Annotated in this window: 10 protein-coding genes; 7 read left to right on the forward strand and 3 right to left on the reverse strand. The window is 72.9% G+C overall.

The window, feature by feature from the left end; all coding sequences use genetic code 11:
- Positions 1-206 precede the first annotated feature (206 nt).
- The 5 genes from ACIRL2_RS17235 (at position 207) to ACIRL2_RS17255 (ending at position 4,882) form a co-directional block, all read left to right on the forward strand.
- Positions 207-986, forward strand: a complete 780-nt coding sequence (locus ACIRL2_RS17235) for a 2,3-dihydro-2,3-dihydroxybenzoate dehydrogenase (RefSeq protein WP_395863954.1) — start codon at positions 207-209, stop codon at positions 984-986.
- Positions 987-1,136: 150 nt separating this feature from the next.
- Positions 1,137-2,324, forward strand: a complete 1,188-nt coding sequence (gene dhbC / locus ACIRL2_RS17240; RefSeq protein WP_395863953.1) for an isochorismate synthase DhbC — start codon at positions 1,137-1,139, stop codon at positions 2,322-2,324.
- The gene (locus tag ACIRL2_RS17245) at positions 2,321-3,958 is read left to right on the forward strand and encodes a (2,3-dihydroxybenzoyl)adenylate synthase (protein WP_395863951.1); all 1,638 of its coding nucleotides are present in this window, start codon (positions 2,321-2,323) and stop codon (positions 3,956-3,958) included. Before dhbC ends, ACIRL2_RS17245 begins: the two co-directional genes overlap by 4 nt.
- A gap of 54 nt (positions 3,959-4,012) precedes the next feature.
- Entirely contained in the window at positions 4,013-4,645 is a 633-nt protein-coding gene (locus ACIRL2_RS17250; protein WP_395863949.1) for an isochorismatase family protein, read from the forward strand.
- A 6-nt stretch (positions 4,646-4,651) separates the two neighbouring features.
- Complete coding sequence (locus tag ACIRL2_RS17255) at positions 4,652-4,882, forward strand: phosphopantetheine-binding protein (protein ID WP_395863947.1); 231 nt, start codon at positions 4,652-4,654, stop codon at positions 4,880-4,882.
- Between the two features lies 1 nt (position 4,883).
- Here the strand turns inward: ACIRL2_RS17255 and ACIRL2_RS17260 are convergent, their stop codons facing one another.
- The 3 genes from ACIRL2_RS17260 to ACIRL2_RS17270 form a co-directional block, all read right to left on the reverse strand.
- Positions 4,884-6,101 (reverse strand): serine hydrolase domain-containing protein, encoded by a 1,218-nt coding sequence (locus tag ACIRL2_RS17260; RefSeq protein WP_402232916.1) that lies wholly within the window; start codon positions 6,099-6,101, stop codon positions 4,884-4,886.
- A 71-nt stretch (positions 6,102-6,172) separates the two neighbouring features.
- On the reverse strand, positions 6,173-7,402 hold the full coding sequence (locus tag ACIRL2_RS17265) for a serine hydrolase domain-containing protein (protein WP_402232918.1): 1,230 nt from the start codon (positions 7,400-7,402) through the stop codon (positions 6,173-6,175).
- Positions 7,403-7,678: 276 nt separating this feature from the next.
- On the reverse strand, positions 7,679-8,860 hold the full coding sequence (locus ACIRL2_RS17270) for an amidohydrolase (RefSeq protein ID WP_402232921.1): 1,182 nt from the start codon (positions 8,858-8,860) through the stop codon (positions 7,679-7,681).
- Positions 8,861-9,003: 143 nt separating this feature from the next.
- Between ACIRL2_RS17270 and ACIRL2_RS17275 the strand changes: the two genes are divergently transcribed.
- Positions 9,004-16,335 (forward strand): amino acid adenylation domain-containing protein, encoded by a 7,332-nt coding sequence (locus tag ACIRL2_RS17275; RefSeq protein ID WP_402232923.1) that lies wholly within the window; start codon positions 9,004-9,006, stop codon positions 16,333-16,335.
- Positions 16,322-16,537, forward strand: a complete 216-nt coding sequence (locus ACIRL2_RS17280; protein WP_395863937.1) for an MbtH family protein — start codon at positions 16,322-16,324, stop codon at positions 16,535-16,537. The genes ACIRL2_RS17275 and ACIRL2_RS17280 overlap by 14 nt, the downstream gene beginning before the upstream one ends.
- Positions 16,538-16,552 lie beyond the last annotated feature (15 nt).

Consider the following 16,552-nt stretch of genomic DNA (forward strand, 5'->3'; position numbering starts at 1 on the left):
AGTACCCGTGAACGCGACGCCGAGGCGCCGTCGTCGCAGGCCCCCGAGGGGCGTTTCGAAGGGGTGGGCGCCGGGGGTGGGGCGCCGGTCGGCCACGCGGGGTCGGGTGGCTCGAGGGCGCCCCACCACCATCGACCGTACGTGCGAAGTTAGGTTAGGCTCACCTAAGCCTCGACTCGGGGGCTGTGTTTGCCGAGGGGAATTTCGTGCACCCATCAGACCTCGCCGGCCGCGTCGCGGTGGTCACCGGCGCCGCGCAGGGCATCGGGGCCGCCGTCGTCCGGGCCCTCGTCGACCACGGTGCCACCGTCGCCGCCACCGACCGCGATCCGGTCGGTGTCAAGGCCCTGATGGCCGACGACGACACCGGCGCGGTGGTCGCCTATCCGCTCGACGTCACCGATGGCCCGGCGGTCTCCGCCACCGTGGCCGCGATCGAGCGGCACCTGGGCCCGATCGCCATCCTGGTCAACGTCGCCGGCGTGCTGCACACCTCGCCGGTGACCGAACTCACCGACCGGGCCTGGTCGGACACGTTCGCGGTCAACAGCACCGGGGTCTTCCACACCAGCCGCGCGGTGGCCGGTCCGATGGCCGAGCGCGGAACGGGCAGCATCGTCACGGTCGGCTCCAACGCGGCCGGCATCCCCCGCGCCGGGATGGCCGCGTACGCCGCGTCCAAGGCCGCCGCGACCATGTTCACGATGTGTCTGGGCCTGGAACTCGCGCGCAGCGGCGTGCGCTGCAACGTGGTCTCACCCGGCTCCACCGACACCCCCATGCAACGCGCCCTGTGGACCGACGCGGACGCGCCGCGACGGGTGATCGAGGGCGACCTCGCCGGCTTCCGCACCGGGATCCCGCTGGGCCGGATCGCCGACCCCGCCGACATCGCCGAGGCGGTCGTCTTCCTCGCCTCGGACCGGGCCAAACAGATCACCATGCACAACATGTACGTCGACGGCGGCGCGACGCTGCACGTGTGACGGACCCTCAGCACCCGCGCCGGGCCACGACCCACACCCGTCCCGCCCGGCTCGGCGGGCACCACCCGCACCCCGCACCGCTTCGGCTCGGCGTCCGATCGAGCCGCTCGGACTCCGCGGCATCCCGCCGGAGAATCAAAGGAGCCTCAGGTGACCACCCCAGAAGCCACCGGTCTCGCCACAGTCGGCGCGGCGACCGCGCTGCTCGACGCGTATCGCCCCGGCAGCGCGCGCTTCTTCGCCTCCCCCACCCGCACCCTGCTCACCCACGGCACGCAGACCGAAGTCGAGGACGACGAGCGGCCGTTGGCCACTCGGGTGGCACAGACGCTGGCGGCCGCGAGCCCGGTCGGCGGGCGGAGTGCGATCGTGCTCGGCGCCGTGCCGTTCGACCAGGGCGAGCGCGCCGCGCTGGTGGTCCCGGAGGCGGCGACCTGGGGACCGCCGCTGTCCGCCGACCCGCTGATCGCGCTCGCCGCGCCCGAACCGACCGGCACCGCCTGGGACATCCGCCCGGTGCCCGCACCCGAGGTGTACGAGGCGGGCGTGGCCGAGGCCGTGCGGCGCATGCGCGCGGGCGCGCTCGACAAGGTGGTGCTGGCCCGCACGCTGGAACTGCGCTCGTCCGAACCCCTGGACATACCCGTGCTGTTGCAACGGCTGGCCCGTCGCGACCCGCAGGGCTACACGTTCGCGGTGCCGGGCGTACGGCCCGGCAGCACGCTGATCGGCGCCAGCCCGGAGTTGCTCGTCTCGCGCACCGGCCGGAACGTGCTGGCCAACCCCCTGGCGGGCTCCGCCAAACGCAGCGCCGATCTGGCCGAGGATGTGCGCCGCGCGACCGGCCTGCTCGAATCCGAGAAGGACCTGCACGAACACGCCGTGGTCGTGGCCGCGGTGCGCGCCGCGCTCGCGCCGTACTGCGAGACGCTGGAGGTGCCCGAGCGGCCGACCCTGGTCTGCACTGCCGCGATGTGGCACCTGTCCACCACCGTCACCGGCACCCTTCCGGCGCAGGACCCGGCCTCCGCGCTGGAGTTGGCCTGCGCGCTGCACCCGACCCCGGCCGTGTGCGGCACCCCGACCACGACCGCGCGCCGCGCCATCGCCGACCTGGAGCCGTTCGACCGGGGCCTGTACACCGGCATGGTCGGCTGGGGCGACGCGGACGGCGACGGCGAATGGGTGGTCACCATCCGCTGTGCCGAGGCGGACGCGGACACGCTGCGCCTGTACGCCGGGGCGGGCATCGTCTCGGCGTCCTCGCCGGCGGCGGAGACCGCCGAGACCGAGGCCAAGTTCGGCACCTTCCTGCACGCCGTGGCGGGTCGGCGATGAGCGCCCCGAACTTCGTGCCCGCGCCCACCTGGCCCGCCGAGTTCGCCGAGCGCTACCGGGCCGCCGGGTGGTGGCGCGGCGAAACGTTCGGCGGCATGCTGCGCGAGCGCGCCGCCGCACACCCGGACCGGATCGCGATCGTGGACGGCGACCGCCGCTGGACCTACGCGGACCTGGACGAGCGGGCCGACCGGATCGCCGCCGGGCTGCTCGCCCGCGGGATCGGCCGGGGCGACCGGGTGGTCCTGCAACTCCCCAATGTGGCCGAGTTTTTCGGCGTGGTCTTCGCGCTGTTCCGGATCGGTGCGCTGCCGGTGTTCGCGCTGCCCGCGCACCGCGAGACCGAAATCGCCTATTTCTGCGCGTTCACCGAGGCGGTCGCCTATGTGATCCCGGACGTCTGCGAGGGCTACGACCACCGGGCGCTGGCGAGCAGGGTGCGCGCCGACCTGCCCTCGCTCAAGCACGTCCTGGTGGTCGGCGACCCCGGCGAGCACACCGCGCTGGCCGACGTGGACGGCGACCCGGTGGAGATCACCGACCCGCCCGGCCCGGGCGAACTCGCCTTCCTGCAATTGTCCGGTGGCAGCACCGGCGTGCCCAAGCTGATCCCGCGCACGCACGACGACTACATCTACTCGCTGCGCGGCTCCAACGAGATCTGCGCCGTGGACGCGGACAGCGTGTACCTGTGCGCGCTGCCCGCCGCGCACAACTTCCCGCTCAGCTCGCCCGGCACGCTCGGCGCGCTGTACGCCGGAGCGCGCGTCGTGTTGTGCCCCAGGCCCACTCCCGACGTGGCGTTCGCGCTGATCGAGCGCGAACGGGTGACCATCACGGGCGTGGTGCCGCCGCTGGCGCTGGCCTGGACCGAGGCGGCCCAGCGCGGCGGTTTCGACCTGAGCAGCCTGCGTGTTCTGCTGGTCGGCGGCGCGAAGTTCAGTGCGGAGGCGGCCCGCCGGGTCGCCCCCGCCATCGGTTGCACGCTCCAGCAGGTGTTCGGGATGGCCGAGGGCCTGGTCAACTACACCCGACTCGACGACCCGGAAGAGGTGATCGTCACCTCGCAGGGGCGGCCGATCTCGCCGGACGACGAGATCCGGATCGTCGACGACGCCGACGTGGATCTGCCCGAAGGCGAGACCGGACACCTGCTCACCCGGGGTCCGTACACCATTCGCGGCTACTGGAACGCGCCCGAGCACAACGCGAGATCGTTCACCGAGGACGGCTTCTACCGCACCGGGGACGTGGTCCGCCGGCTCCCCTCCGGCCATCTCGTGGTCGAGGGCCGGGCCAAGGACCAGATCAACCGGGGCGGTGAGAAGGTCGCGGCCGAGGAGGTGGAGAACCACATCCTCGCCCACCCGTCCGTGCACGACGTGGCCGTGGTCGCGGTGCCGGACGCCTACCTGGGTGAGCGCACCTGCGCGTACGTGATCCTGCGCGCCGGCGCCGAACCGCTCAAGCCGGTCGCGATCCGCCGCTTCGTCCGCGAGCGCGGCCTGGCCGGGTACAAGGTGCCCGACCACGTCGAGTTCGTCGAGACGTTCCCCTACACCGGCGTCGGCAAGGTCAGCAAGAAGGACCTGCGTACGGCGATCGCCGCCGGACTGGCCGAACACCGCGACTGAACAACGAACTCCCCCGCCCCCCGTCGATTCCCGCCCCGAAAGGCCGCACCCGCCATGGCATTGCCGAAGATCGCCCCCTATCCAATGCCGGACGCGGCCGATCTGCCGACGAATCGGGTGGACTGGACCGTGGACCCGGCCCGTGCCGTGCTGCTCGTGCACGATCTGCAGAACTACTTCCTGTCCGCGTTCGAACCCGACGCCTCCCCGGTCACCGAGTTGCTCGCCAATGTCGCCCGCCTCAAGGACGACTGCGCGCGGCTCGGAGTGCCGGTGGTCTACTCCGCGCAGCCCGGCGGCCAGAGTGCCGAACAGCGGGGTCTCCAACAGGACTTCTGGGGTCCGGGGTTGCCGGACGACCCGCACGCGGCGGCGATCGTGCCCGCCGTGGCACCCGGGCCCGCCGACACCGTGCTGACCAAGTGGAAGTACAGCGCCTTCGTACGCACCGAGTTGCGCGCGTGGATGCGCGACCTCGGCCGCGATCAGTTGGTGATCGTCGGTGTGTACGCGCACATCGGGGTGATGACCACCGCGTGCGACGCGTGGATGCAGGACATCCGGGCGTTCGTGGTGGCGGACGCGGTGGCCGACTTCACCTCGGACAACCACCGGATGGCCCTGCACTGGGCCGCGGCGAACTGTGCGGTGGTCACCGACACCGCGTCGCTGTTCGCGGGGAAGTAGACGGACATGGCGCTTACTCTCGAACTGATCCGCACCGACGTCGCCGACATCCTCGGCGAGGACCCGACGGACATCCCCGACGACGAGAACCTGGTCGACTACGGCCTCGACTCGGTGCGGGTGATGGCCCTGGTGGAACGCTGGACCCGCGAATACGGAGTCGTGGTGGACTTCGCCGACCTCGCGGAGCGGCCCACCCTGGAGGGGTGGGCCGAATTGCTCTCATCCAAGCCATAGTTCACGGACGAGACGGGTCGGGCGCGCACAGCGCGTGGTCGATCAGCGCCCTGGTCGCCGCGTCCTGGCGCGCGCCGCCCGCCTCGTCGTTCTCGTCGACACCGTTGCGTACCACCAGCACGGCCCGTCGACCGTCGGCGGTGACGCCGTTCTCACTGGAGAAGCCGAGATCGTTGCCGCCGTGGTGCCAGTACTCCCCGCCGCAACTGAGCTCGGTGCTCTCCAGACCCAGGCCGTAGCCGCGCCCGGGCTCGTCCGGGATCGGCTCCGTGCGGCGCATCTCGGCGAGTTCGCCGGGCCCGAGCAGCCGACCGGAGAGCAGCGCGGCGAAGAAGCGGTCGATGTCGCTCGGCGTGCCGTACATCGCCCCGGCCGCGTCGGCGACGGTGTGGTTGAGCACGGTGGTGTCGGTGGGGCGGCTGTCGCCCGCGAAGGTGTGCCCGCCCTGCGCGTGCGGCTGCGGCAGATACGGGTCGTCGCCCGGGACCCGGGTGTCGTGCAGGCCGAGGGGGCGCAGGATCCGGTCGCGTACCTCCTCGCCCCACGAGCGGCCGGTGACCCGGTCGATGATCATGCCCACGAGCAGGTAGTTGGTGTTCGAGTAGGCCCACGCGGTACCCGGTTCGAACCGGCCGGGCAGGGTGAGCGCGGCGGCGACCAAGTCTTGGGGCCGGTAGTGCCGAAAGCGGTTCTCCCGGTAGCCGCGTGCCGAGTACAGCGCCGGGACGGCGGAGGGCAGCGCGGTGTAGCCGGGGATCCCGCTGGTGTGTTGGAGCAGGTGCCGCAGGGTGATCCGGCGGCCGTCGTTGCCGTTGCCGCGCACCACACCCGGGAGCCAGGTCTCGATCGGCTCGTCCAGCCGCAACCGGCCCTCCGCCACCAGTTGCAGGGTGACGGTGGCCACGAAGGTCTTGGTCGTGCTGCCGATCCGGTAGTGGCCGTCCCGGGGCACCGGTCGGCCGGTGTGCGCTTCGGCCTCGCCGCTTCGAGTGGTGCGTACCGTGCCGGGCGCGGTGTAGCGCACGGTGACGCCGATCGCGCCGGCGTCGTGGATCGCGTCGGTGTCGCGCTGGAGGCGGGAGGCGGCCGGGTCGTGTGCGGCGGCCGGCTCGCTCGCCGTCGCCGTGGCGGTGCTCGTGGTGGCGAGCACGAGGCCGACGGCGAGCAGGCAGGCGGCCCGGTACGGCCTCGAACGTACCCGTGTGGTAATCGAGTTCATCGCGTGTTCCTCCGTGGAGGTGTCCGGGAGCGGCGACCGATGTGGGCGCCGCTTCGGGGGCCGACGTGCGCTCATGCCTCGGGGGCGAGCAGTCGGTCGGTCAGTCGTTGTACGGCCACCTCGGCGCGCAGCCCGATTTCGTCGCCGTCGTCGGTGCCGTTGACCACGATCACGACGCTGCGTCGGCCGTCCTCGGTGACGCCCATCCGGATCTTGCTGCCCTCGATGTCGCCGCCGTGCCCCCAGCGGTATCCGCCGCCCGGCAGCGGTTGGCGCATCAGCCCCAGGCCGTAGCGCACCCCCGGCATGACCTGCTCGAAGTCGGCCGGCATCGGTACGGTCGTGCGCATCAGCGCGAGTTGCGCGGGCGGCAGCAGTCGGCCGCCGAGCAGCGCGGTGAAGAAGCGGTCCAGATCGGCGTGGGTGCTGATCATCTCGCCGGCCGCGTCGCCCCAGGACATGTTGCGGATGGTGGTGTCCACCCAGGCGTCCCGGTCCGGGAAGCGGTGGTAGGAGTGGGCGTACGGCGCGGGCAGGGTCGGATCGCCGCCGGGTGCGTAGCTGTCGTCGAGGCGAAGCGGGCGCAGCACCCGGGTGCGCACCTGGTCAGCCCAGGAACGGCCGGTGATCCGTTCGATGATCATCCCGGCCAGGACGTAACCGGTGTTCGAGTACTCCCAGTTCGGCGTCGGGTCCTCGGGGGCGGCGGGCGGGAAGCTCGGGGCGAAGCGCATCGCCGCGTCCACCAACTCCCGGGCGTTCGTGTCACGGAACCGCACCTGTTCGAAACCCGCGGCGGTATCCGGGAGTTCGATCGAGTAGTTGTGCAGGCCGCCGGTGTGCTGGAGCAGGTGGCGCACGGTCACCCGGCGTCCGTCGTTGCCGTTGCCGGTGACCACCCCGGGCAACCACCGCTCCACCGAGTCGGCGAGCGAGAGCCTTCCCTCGGCCACCAGTTGCAGTACGACGGTGGCCACGAACGCCTTGGTCGCGCTGCCGATCCGCAGCCGCGCGTCGTGCGGTACGGGCCGCCCGGTGCGCAGGTCGGCCGGCCCCGCGTACGCCTGACTGCGCTCGCGCCCGTCGCGCACCACGATCGCGGCGTTCACGTAGCCGCCGTCCCGCAGCAGTTGCTCCGCCTCGTGGCGCAATCGGTCCCGGATGGGCGGCCGGCGCTCGGCGGCGGTGGCCGGTGGGGCCAACGCGATCGTCGACCCGGTCAGGGCCACCGCCAGCGCACAGCAACGACGGCGGCTCAGGAGGGCGGGGCTGCCGGGGACACGGACCATGGGTGCGGACACGACGACTCCTCAGGGGTTCACCGATACCGCTCCACCATCGCGCGCCCTTGTGCCCGCCCACGACCGTGCGGCCACCCGGACGCGAGGTGGTGGAACCCGGTGCGGCCTGGGTGGGGCAGACCGAACCGGTGGGCGCGAACGCGGCGGTCGTCCCTGCGTGGGCGGGCGTTGGCGCGACCGTCGGACCGCGGCCGAAGGTTGGCGCAACCACCACACCATGTGCGGGCGTTCGCAGCGCCGGCGGGCGTTCGCGGCGCTCCCCAGGCGTTCGCGCCGCTATCCCGCCGTGCCGGGTGCTCCCCCTCCGCGGCGCAGCAGGGCGTAGTCCATCGCGGTCCAGGCCATCGCCGTGGCGCCGTCGAGGATGGCTCGGTCGGCCGCCGGGGAGATCGCCGCGTCCGCGAAGGCCGCCTCGTGCGGGCCGCAGGTGCCACCCGTGATGTCCAGGACCGGATGAATGGTCGGGATCACGTGCGAGACGTTGCCCATGTCGGTGCACGCGAAGGGGGGTCGCTCGATCGGGTCCGGGCGGCCCAGTTCCCGGGCGTTGGCCCGCCATAGCGCGATCAGGGTCGGGTCGGTGCGGAAGTCCAGGTAGTCCGGTTCGGGGCGGGTCAGCCGGACCTCGCAGCCGATCGCCAGCGCGCCGGCCCGGAAGCATGCCTCGACCCGGTCGCGCAGTTCGGCCAGGTCGGCCGCGTCCGTTGTGCGCAGTTCGTACTCGGCGGTGGCCCGCTCCGGGACCGCGTTGGGCGAGGTGCCCGCCGCCGTGGTGATGCCGTGCACCCGCCAGTCCATAGGCAACTGCCGTCCCAGCAGACCCAGGGCGACCTGAGCCACCGTCAGCGCGTCGGCGGCGCTGCGTCCTTCGTGCGGGTTCAGACTCGGATGCGCGGCAGTGCCGAGGTATTCCACGGACAGCGTGCCGAGTGCGAAGGAGCGGAACTCGGCCACCTCGAACGGGCACGGGTGCACCATCATCGCCGCGTCCACGCCGTCGAAGGCACCCGCGTCCAGGAGCAGCGCCTTGCCCGCGCCGCGCTCCTCGGCCGGGGTGCCGACCACGCGCACGGTCAGGCCCAGCCGATCGGCGACCGGGCCGAGTGCGAGGGCGGCGCCGACACCCGCCGCCGCGATCAGGTTGTGTCCGCACGCGTGGCCGAGACCCGGCAGCGCGTCGTACTCGCACGCGATCGCGACCGTGATCGGGCCGGACCCGATGCTCGCCACGAAGGCGGTGTCCAGGCCGAACACGGGCGCGGTGACCGCGTAGCCGTGGGCGCGCAGCACGTCCGCGCACCAGGCCGAGGCCCGGTGTTCGGCGAAGGCCGGTTCCGGGTGGGCGTGGATGCGTCGGCTGAGCGCGAGCAATTCGTCCCGATCCGCCAGCACCCGATCGCGGATCGCGGCCCGGTCGGCATCCGAGGCCGGTCGGTCCGCCACGTCGGCCACGCTCATGTTCCGCTCCGCTTCATCGAGATTTCTTCGTCCCGGGGGCACCCTGACGGACCCTCGGAAGATAGCTTAGGCTTACCTAACTTCGCGTGCCGGGGATCGGTACGCGCCGCCTGCCGTCGTCGCGCCCCGGGAGTCTCCACACCATGCCTCACCACCAGGCCGAGACCACCGTTTCGGATCCTTCCGTCCCGGACCTCGCCGAGGCCGACGTGCCCGCGCCGGCGGCCGGCCCCGACGCCGCCCGGCTGCCGCTGCTCGCCGCCCAGGCCGGCATCGTCTACGCCCAGGCGCTGGCCCCGGGGGATCCGGTCTACAACACCGGTGACCGGGTCGAGATCCGCGGCCCGCTGGACGCCGACCTGTTCACCCGCGCACTGCACCGGGTCGCTGTCGAGGCCGAGACGCTGCGCCTGCTGGTGGTGGCGGACGCCGACGGCACCTCGACCCAACGCGTCATCGACCACGAGCACCCGGTGCGCCGCGTCGACCTGAGCACCGCCGAGGACCCGAAGGCCGTGGCCCGGGCCTGGATGCGCGCCGATCTGGACCGGGCCGTCGACCCGAGCGCCGGACCCCTGGTCACCCACGCGCTGTTCCGCTTCGCCGACGACCACCACTGGTGGTACCGGCGGGTCCACCACGTCGCCGTGGACGCGTACGCGCTCACCCTGATCGGCCGCCGGGTCGCCGAGTTGTACACCGCCTTCGCCCGCCGAGACCAGCCCACCCCCAACCCCTTCGGCAGCCTGCGCGCCCTGGTCGCGGAGGAGGTCGACTACCGAGCGAGCGAAGCGTACGACACCGATCGCGCGTTCTGGCTCGATCACCTCGCCGACCGTCCGCGACCGGTCACCCTGTCCTCGGAGCCCGCGGCTCCCCTGCCCGCGGCCCCGATCCTGCGCCGCGCCGTCGAACTTCCGCCCGAACGTGCCGCCCGGCTCACCGAGGCCGCCTCGATCGCCCGGGCCACCTGGGCCGAACTGCTGATCGCCGCCACCGCGGGCTACCTGCACCGCATCACCGGTGCCCGGGAGATCATCCTCGGCCTCCCGCTGCTCAACCGGCGCAGCCCCACGGCGCTGCGCACCCCGGCGATGGCGGTCAACATTCTGCCGCTGCGGGTCGCGGTCCATCCCCGGGACACCGCGCCCGAGTTGCTGCGCAGGGTGGTGCTCGAACTGCGCGCCGTCCGCCGACACCAGCGCTTCCGCCAGGAGGACCTGCTCCGCGAACTCGGCGCCGTCGCAAGCGAACAACCGCTGTACGGGCCGATGATCAACATCAAGGCCTTCGAGGGCGACCTGGATCTGGACGGCTCGGTCGCCCGGGTGCACAACCTGGCCGCCGGCCCGGTGGACGACCTGGCCGTCGGCGTCGTGCCGACCGCCGGCGGCGGCCTGCGGATCGAACTGGACGCCCATCCCGCCCGCTACCGCGCGTCCGCTCTGGCCGATCACGAACTCGGCCTGCTGCGCTACCTGGACGCGCTCGTCGAGTTGCTGCACAACGAACCCCGGCAGGCGATCGGCCGGATCGACCTGCTCACCCCCGACGAGGTCGTGCGGGCCACCGCCGGTCGCGCCGAACCACCGGTCACCACGACCCTGCCCGAGCTGTACTCGCACCAGGTCGCCCGCACGCCCGACGCGATCGCGGTCCGCGCCGGCACGGACGCGCGCACCTTCGCCGAGGTCGATTCGGCCGCCAATCGACTCGCCCACGAGCTGATCGCGGCCGGCGTCACCGCCGAGGTCCCGGTCGCCGTCGCGCTGCACCGCGGCGCGGACACCGTGGTCGCCCTGCTCGCCGTGCTCAAGGCGGGCGGCGTCTGCCAGTTCCTCGACCTCGGCCACCCGGCCCGGCGGATCGCCGACGTGTTGGCCGACACCCGACCCGGCTGCCTGATCGGCACCGCCGAGGCGGTCGCGGGCCTGCCCGCGCACGACATCCACACCGTGCTCCTGGACGACCCGAACACCCGTGCCCGACTGGCCGCGCACCCGGACCGCACCCCGCGACCGCCGCGCCCCGAGCACAGCGCGTACGTGATCCACACCTCCGGCTCCACCGGTAGGCCCAAGGGTGTCGCGGTCTCGCACGCCTCGCTGGCCAATCTGTACGCGAGCCACGGAACCGACCACATCGCGCCCGCCGTCGAGCGCACCGGGCGCACCCGGCTGCGGATCGGACACAGCGCCTCGTTCGCGTTCGACGCCTCGTGGGACCCGATCCTGTGGATGGCGCACGGCCACGAACTGCACCTGCTCGACGACGCCGGCTACCGCGACCCCACCACGCTGCTCGACTACCTGCACGAGCACCGGGTCGACTATCTGGACGTGACGCCCACCTACGCCGAGGCGCTGCTCGCCGAGGGCCTCGACGCCCCCGGCCGGCACCACCCCGCCGTCGTGGTGGTCGGCGGCGAGAGCGTGCCCGAGCCGCTGTGGCAACGACTCTCCGCGATCCCGGGCAGCCGGCCGATCAACCTGTACGGACCCACCGAGACCACCGTCGATGCCTACTTCTGGGGCCCGGACGGCGCCGGCGCCCCGGTCCGCGCCTCGCGCGCCTACGTCCTGGACAACTCGCTGCGGCCGACCCCGGTCGGCGTCACCGGCGAACTGCACATCGCCGGCGCGTGCCTGGCCCGGGGCTACCTGAACCGGCCCGACCTGACCGCAGAGCGCTTCGTCGCCGACCCGTTCGGCGCCGCGCACGGCGATCCGGGCGGGCGGATGTACCGCACCGGCGACCTCGCCCGGCGTCGCGCGGACGGCACCCTCGAACTCCTGGGCCGGGCCGACGAACAGGTCAAGATTCGCGGCTTCCGGATCGAACCGGGCGAGATCCAGACGGTGTTGGCCACCCACCCGGACGTCGCGCAGGCCGCGGTGATCGCCCGGGACGCGGCGCACGGAAAACGACTGCTCGGCTACGTGGTCCCGGTCGCCGGTCAAACCCCGGACCCCGAGGCGCTGCGCGCGTACCTCGCCGACCTGCTGCCCGAACACCTGGTCCCGGCCGCGGTGCTCGTCCTGCCCGCGCTGCCGCGCACCGCCAACGACAAGATCGACCACCGCGCGCTGCCGGACCCGGCGCCCGTGGCGCCCGGTCTGCGGGAGGGTCCGCGCGGTCTGCACGAGGAGATCATCTGCGATCTGTTCGCCGCCGTCCTGGAATTGCCCGAACAACCCTCCCGGGACGCCGACTTCTTCGACCTCGGCGGCCACTCGCTGCTCGCCGCCCGGTTCGCCGCACGGGCCCGGGAGAGCTTCGAGGCACCGATCGGTCTGGCCGACGTCTTCCGCCGGCCGACCCCCGCCGGCCTGGCCGAACTGGTCCGGGCGAGCACGGATCCCGAGTCGCGCCCGGTACTGGAACCGGTGCCGCGCACCGGCGACCGACTGCCGCTGTCGCCCGCGCAGCAGCGACTGTGGTTCATGTACCGGCTCGAAGGGCCCAGCCCCACCTACAACATCCCGCTCGTGCTGACCCTGACCGGCTCGCCGGACCACTCCGCGCTCGAGCGCGCGCTGGCCGACCTGGTGGCCCGGCACGAAACGCTGCGCACGGTCTACCCGGTGCTCGGCGAGGACGGGGACGAGCCCTACCAGCGGATCCTGACGCCCGATCAGGCCCGCCCCGAGCTGCGCCTCGCGGCGTCCGGGGAGACGATCGCCGACGCCGTGCGCCACCGCTTCGACCTCGCCGCGGAACCACCTTTGCGCTGCACGCTGTTCCGCACCGACGGACACACCCACACGCTGGTCCTGCTCCTGCACCACATCGCCGGCGACGGCGCCTCCACCACACCGCTCGCCCGCGATCTGGCCACCGCCTACGCGGCCCGGGTCACCGATCGCGAACCGCTGTTCCCGCCGCTCGCGGTGCGCTACCCGGACCATGTCGCCTGGCAGGCCCGCCTGCTCGGCACCGCCACCGCACCCACCGCGTCCGCCACCCGGCAGCTGGACTTCTGGAAGCGCACCCTCGCCGGCCTGCCGGACGAACTCGCGCTGCCCACCGACCGACCGCGCCCCCAGGTCGCCTCGTACGCGGGCGACACGGTCCCGTTCCACCTCGACGCCACCGCGCACGCGGGCCTGGCGGAGTTGGCCCGCGCGACCGGCACCAGCGTGTTCATGACCGTTCAGGCCGCGCTGGCCGCGTTGCTCACCCGGCACGGCTGCGGCACCGACATCCCGCTGGGCACGCCGGTCGCCGGGCGCGACGACGACGCCACCGCCGACCTGGTCGGATTCTTCGTGAACACCCTGGTGCTGCGCGCCGACACGTCCGGATCGCCGAGCTTCCGCACCCTGCTCGATCGGGTGCGCGGCGCCACACTGGCCGCGTACGACCACGCCGACCTGCCGTTCGACCGGGTCGTGGACGAGCTCAACCCGCCGCGCTCGCTCGGCCGACACCCGCTGTTCCAGGTGTTGATCGCGTGGCAGTCGTTGCCCGACACCGAGTTCGCGCTCGGCCCGTTGACCGCGCGGATGACCGCCGTGCCGTCCGGAACGGCCAAGTTCGATCTCACCCTGAACGTCGGCGAGCAACCCGGACGGGGCGTCGGCGGGTTCGTCGAGTACCGCACCGACCTGTTCGACCGGGCCACCGTGCTCGGGCTCTCCCGCCGGCTCGCCGCACTGCTCACCGCCGCCGTCGCCGACCCGGACGCGCCGATCGACACCCTGCCTCTGCTCGACGAGCCCGAGCGGCACCGCGCGCTCGTCGAGTGGAACGCCGGGCCCACCGCGACCGCGACCGCCTCGGCCACCCTGGTCGCCCGCTACGAGCAGGCCGCCCGCGCGCACCCCGCGCGGATCGCGGTGAGTTGCGCGGGCCTGTCGCTGAGCTACGCCGAACTGTCCGCCCGGGCCAACCGTCTGGCCCGGCTGCTGGTCGCCCGCGACATCGGACCCGGCGACATCGTCGCGCTCGCGCTGCCGCGCTCCCCCGAGTTGGTGGTCGCGCTGCTCGCGGTCGCCAAGGCGGGCGCCGCCTACCTGCCGCTCGACCCGGACTACCCGGCCGACCGGCTCGCCTACATGCTGGACGACGCCGCGCCCGCCGTGCTGCTCACCGACTCGGCGACCGCACGTCGACTGCCCGCGCACGACCTGCCCCGAATCCCGGTGGACGGCAAGGACGCCGACACCTACCCGAGTTCCGACCTGCGTCAGGAGCAGCGCAAGCGCCCGCTGCGCGCGAGCGATCCGGCCTATGTGATCTACACCTCCGGCTCCACCGGCCGGCCCAAGGGCGTGCCGGTCACCCACCACAACGTGGCCCGCCTGTTCACCGCGACGGACCACTGGTTCGGCTTCGGCCCGGACGACGTGTGGACCCTGTTCCACTCCTACGCGTTCGACTTCTCGGTCTGGGAGTTGTGGGGCGCGCTGCTGTTCGGCGGTCGCCTGGTCGTGGTGCCGCACCTGGTCAGCCGCGACCCGGCCGAGTTCCTCGACCTGCTCGCCCACGAACGGGTCACCGTGCTCAACCAGACGCCGTCCGCGTTCCACCAGTTGGTGGCCGCCGACCGGGAACGGCCCGGACGCGACCTCGCGCTGCGCTACGTGGTGTTCGGCGGCGAGGCGCTGGAGCCCGCCCGACTCGCCGACTGGTACGAGCGGCACCCCGACGACGCACCGCGACTGGTGAACATGTACGGGATCACCGAGACCACGGTGCACGTCTCCTACCATCCGCTCTCTCGCGCGTCGGCAGCCGCCGGGATCGCGAGCACGATCGGGGTGAACATCCCCGACCTGCGCGTCTACGTCCTGGACCACCGGCTCCAACCGGTCCCGCCCGGGGTGACCGGCGAGATGTACGTCGCCGGCGAGGGCCTCGCGCGCGGCTACCTGGGTCGGCACGCGTTGACCGCGACCCGCTTCGTGGCCGACCCGCACGCGGCCCGGTTCGGCGAGCGGGGGGCCCGGATGTATCGCTCCGGCGACCTGGCGCGCCGCCGCGCGGACGGCGGCCTGGACTATCTCGGGCGGGCCGACCAGCAGGTCAAGATTCGCGGCTTCCGGGTCGAACTCGGCGAGATCGAGTCGGTGTTGGCCGGGCATCCGGCGGTCGCCGACGCCGCCGTGGTGCTGCGCGAGGACACCCCCGGGGACAAGCGGCTGGTCGGCTACGTGGTCGCCGGTCCCGATGTCGCCGGGCCCTGTGTCGCCGGGCCCGATGCCGAAAAGGTCGATGTCGAAGCGGTCGATGTCCGGAGGGCCGGCGTCCAAGGGCCCGCGCTGCGCGAATACGCCGCCGCGACCCTGCCGGTCCACATGGTCCCCTCCGCCGTGGTCGTGGTCGACCGGCTGCCGCTGACCGCGAACGGCAAGCTGGACCGCAAGGCGCTGCCGCGCCCGGACCACACCGCATCGGCCGGCGCCGGACGGGCTCCGCGTGGACCGCGCGAGGAGCGGCTGTGCGCGCTGATCGCCGACGTGCTCGGTGTGCCCGCGGTCGGCGTGCACGACAACTTCTTCGACCTCGGCGGCCACTCGCTGCTCGCGGTCCGCCTGGCCGGCCGGATCAAGTCCGCGCTGGGCGCGGACGTCGGCATCGGCACCATCTTCCAGGCGCCCACGGCCGCCGGCCTGGACGCCGCGCTGGAGGCGGCCGAGCACACCGACGCGCTGGACGTACTGCTGCCGCTGCGCCCGGCCGGCTCGACCGATCGGGCTCCGCTGTTCTGCGTGCATCCGGCCGGTGGCCTGTCCTGGTGCTACGCGGGCCTGATCCGGCACCTGCCGGCGGATCTGCCCATCCACGGCCTCCAGGCCCAGGGTGTCGGCCCGGCGACCGCCGGTGAACCACTGCCCCGGACGCTGGAGGAGTTGGCCGCGCACTACGTCGACCGGCTGCGCGAGGTCCGGGCGGACGGCCCGTATCGGCTGCTCGGCTGGTCGACCGGCGGGATCATCGCGCACGCGATGGCGACCCGGCTGCAGGACCTGGGCCACGAGGTCGAGTTGCTCGCGATCCTGGACGCGTATCCGGCCGAGGGCTTTCGCGAGTTGCCGGTGCCCGATCGTGCGGAGGCGCTGGAGGCGCTGCTCACCATGGGCGGCTACGGACCGGAGAGTCTGGGTGGCGCGCCGCTCGAACTCGGCGAGGTGATCGCGGTGTTGCGCCGCGAGGGCAGTCCGCTGGCCGGGCTGGACGAGGCCACGATCGAGGCGCTCAACGACATCTACCTCAACACCAACCACCTCGTGCGGGCCTTCGACCACCGGGTCTTCCGCGGCGACGTGCTGTTCTTCCGGGCCACCGTCGACACCATCGACGACACGCTCACCCCCGACACCTGGGCCCCGTACGTGAGCGGTCGGATCGACAACACGAACGTGGCCTGCTCGCACAAGGACATGACCCTGCCCGGCCCGATCGCGCAGATCGCGCGTGTGGTCCTGGACCGCCTCACCGAGTTGGAGAACGACTCCCATGACCTCTCGTGACCACGACACCCCGACGAACCCGTTCGACGACGAGGACGGCGAGTTCCGGGTCCTGGTGAACGACCTCGGGCAACACTCCCTGTGGCCCGAATTCGCCGCAGTGCCGGACGGCTGGACACTTGCGCACGGGCCGTGCGCGCGCTCGGTCGCGCTGGACTGGATCGGCACGCACTGGACCGACCTCGGCCCGGCCGCGCGGTGACCGGGGAGCACATCG

This window comes from Embleya sp. NPDC127516, from assembly GCF_044765325.1.
In the GTDB taxonomy this organism is placed as follows: Bacteria; Actinomycetota; Actinomycetes; order Streptomycetales; family Streptomycetaceae; genus Embleya.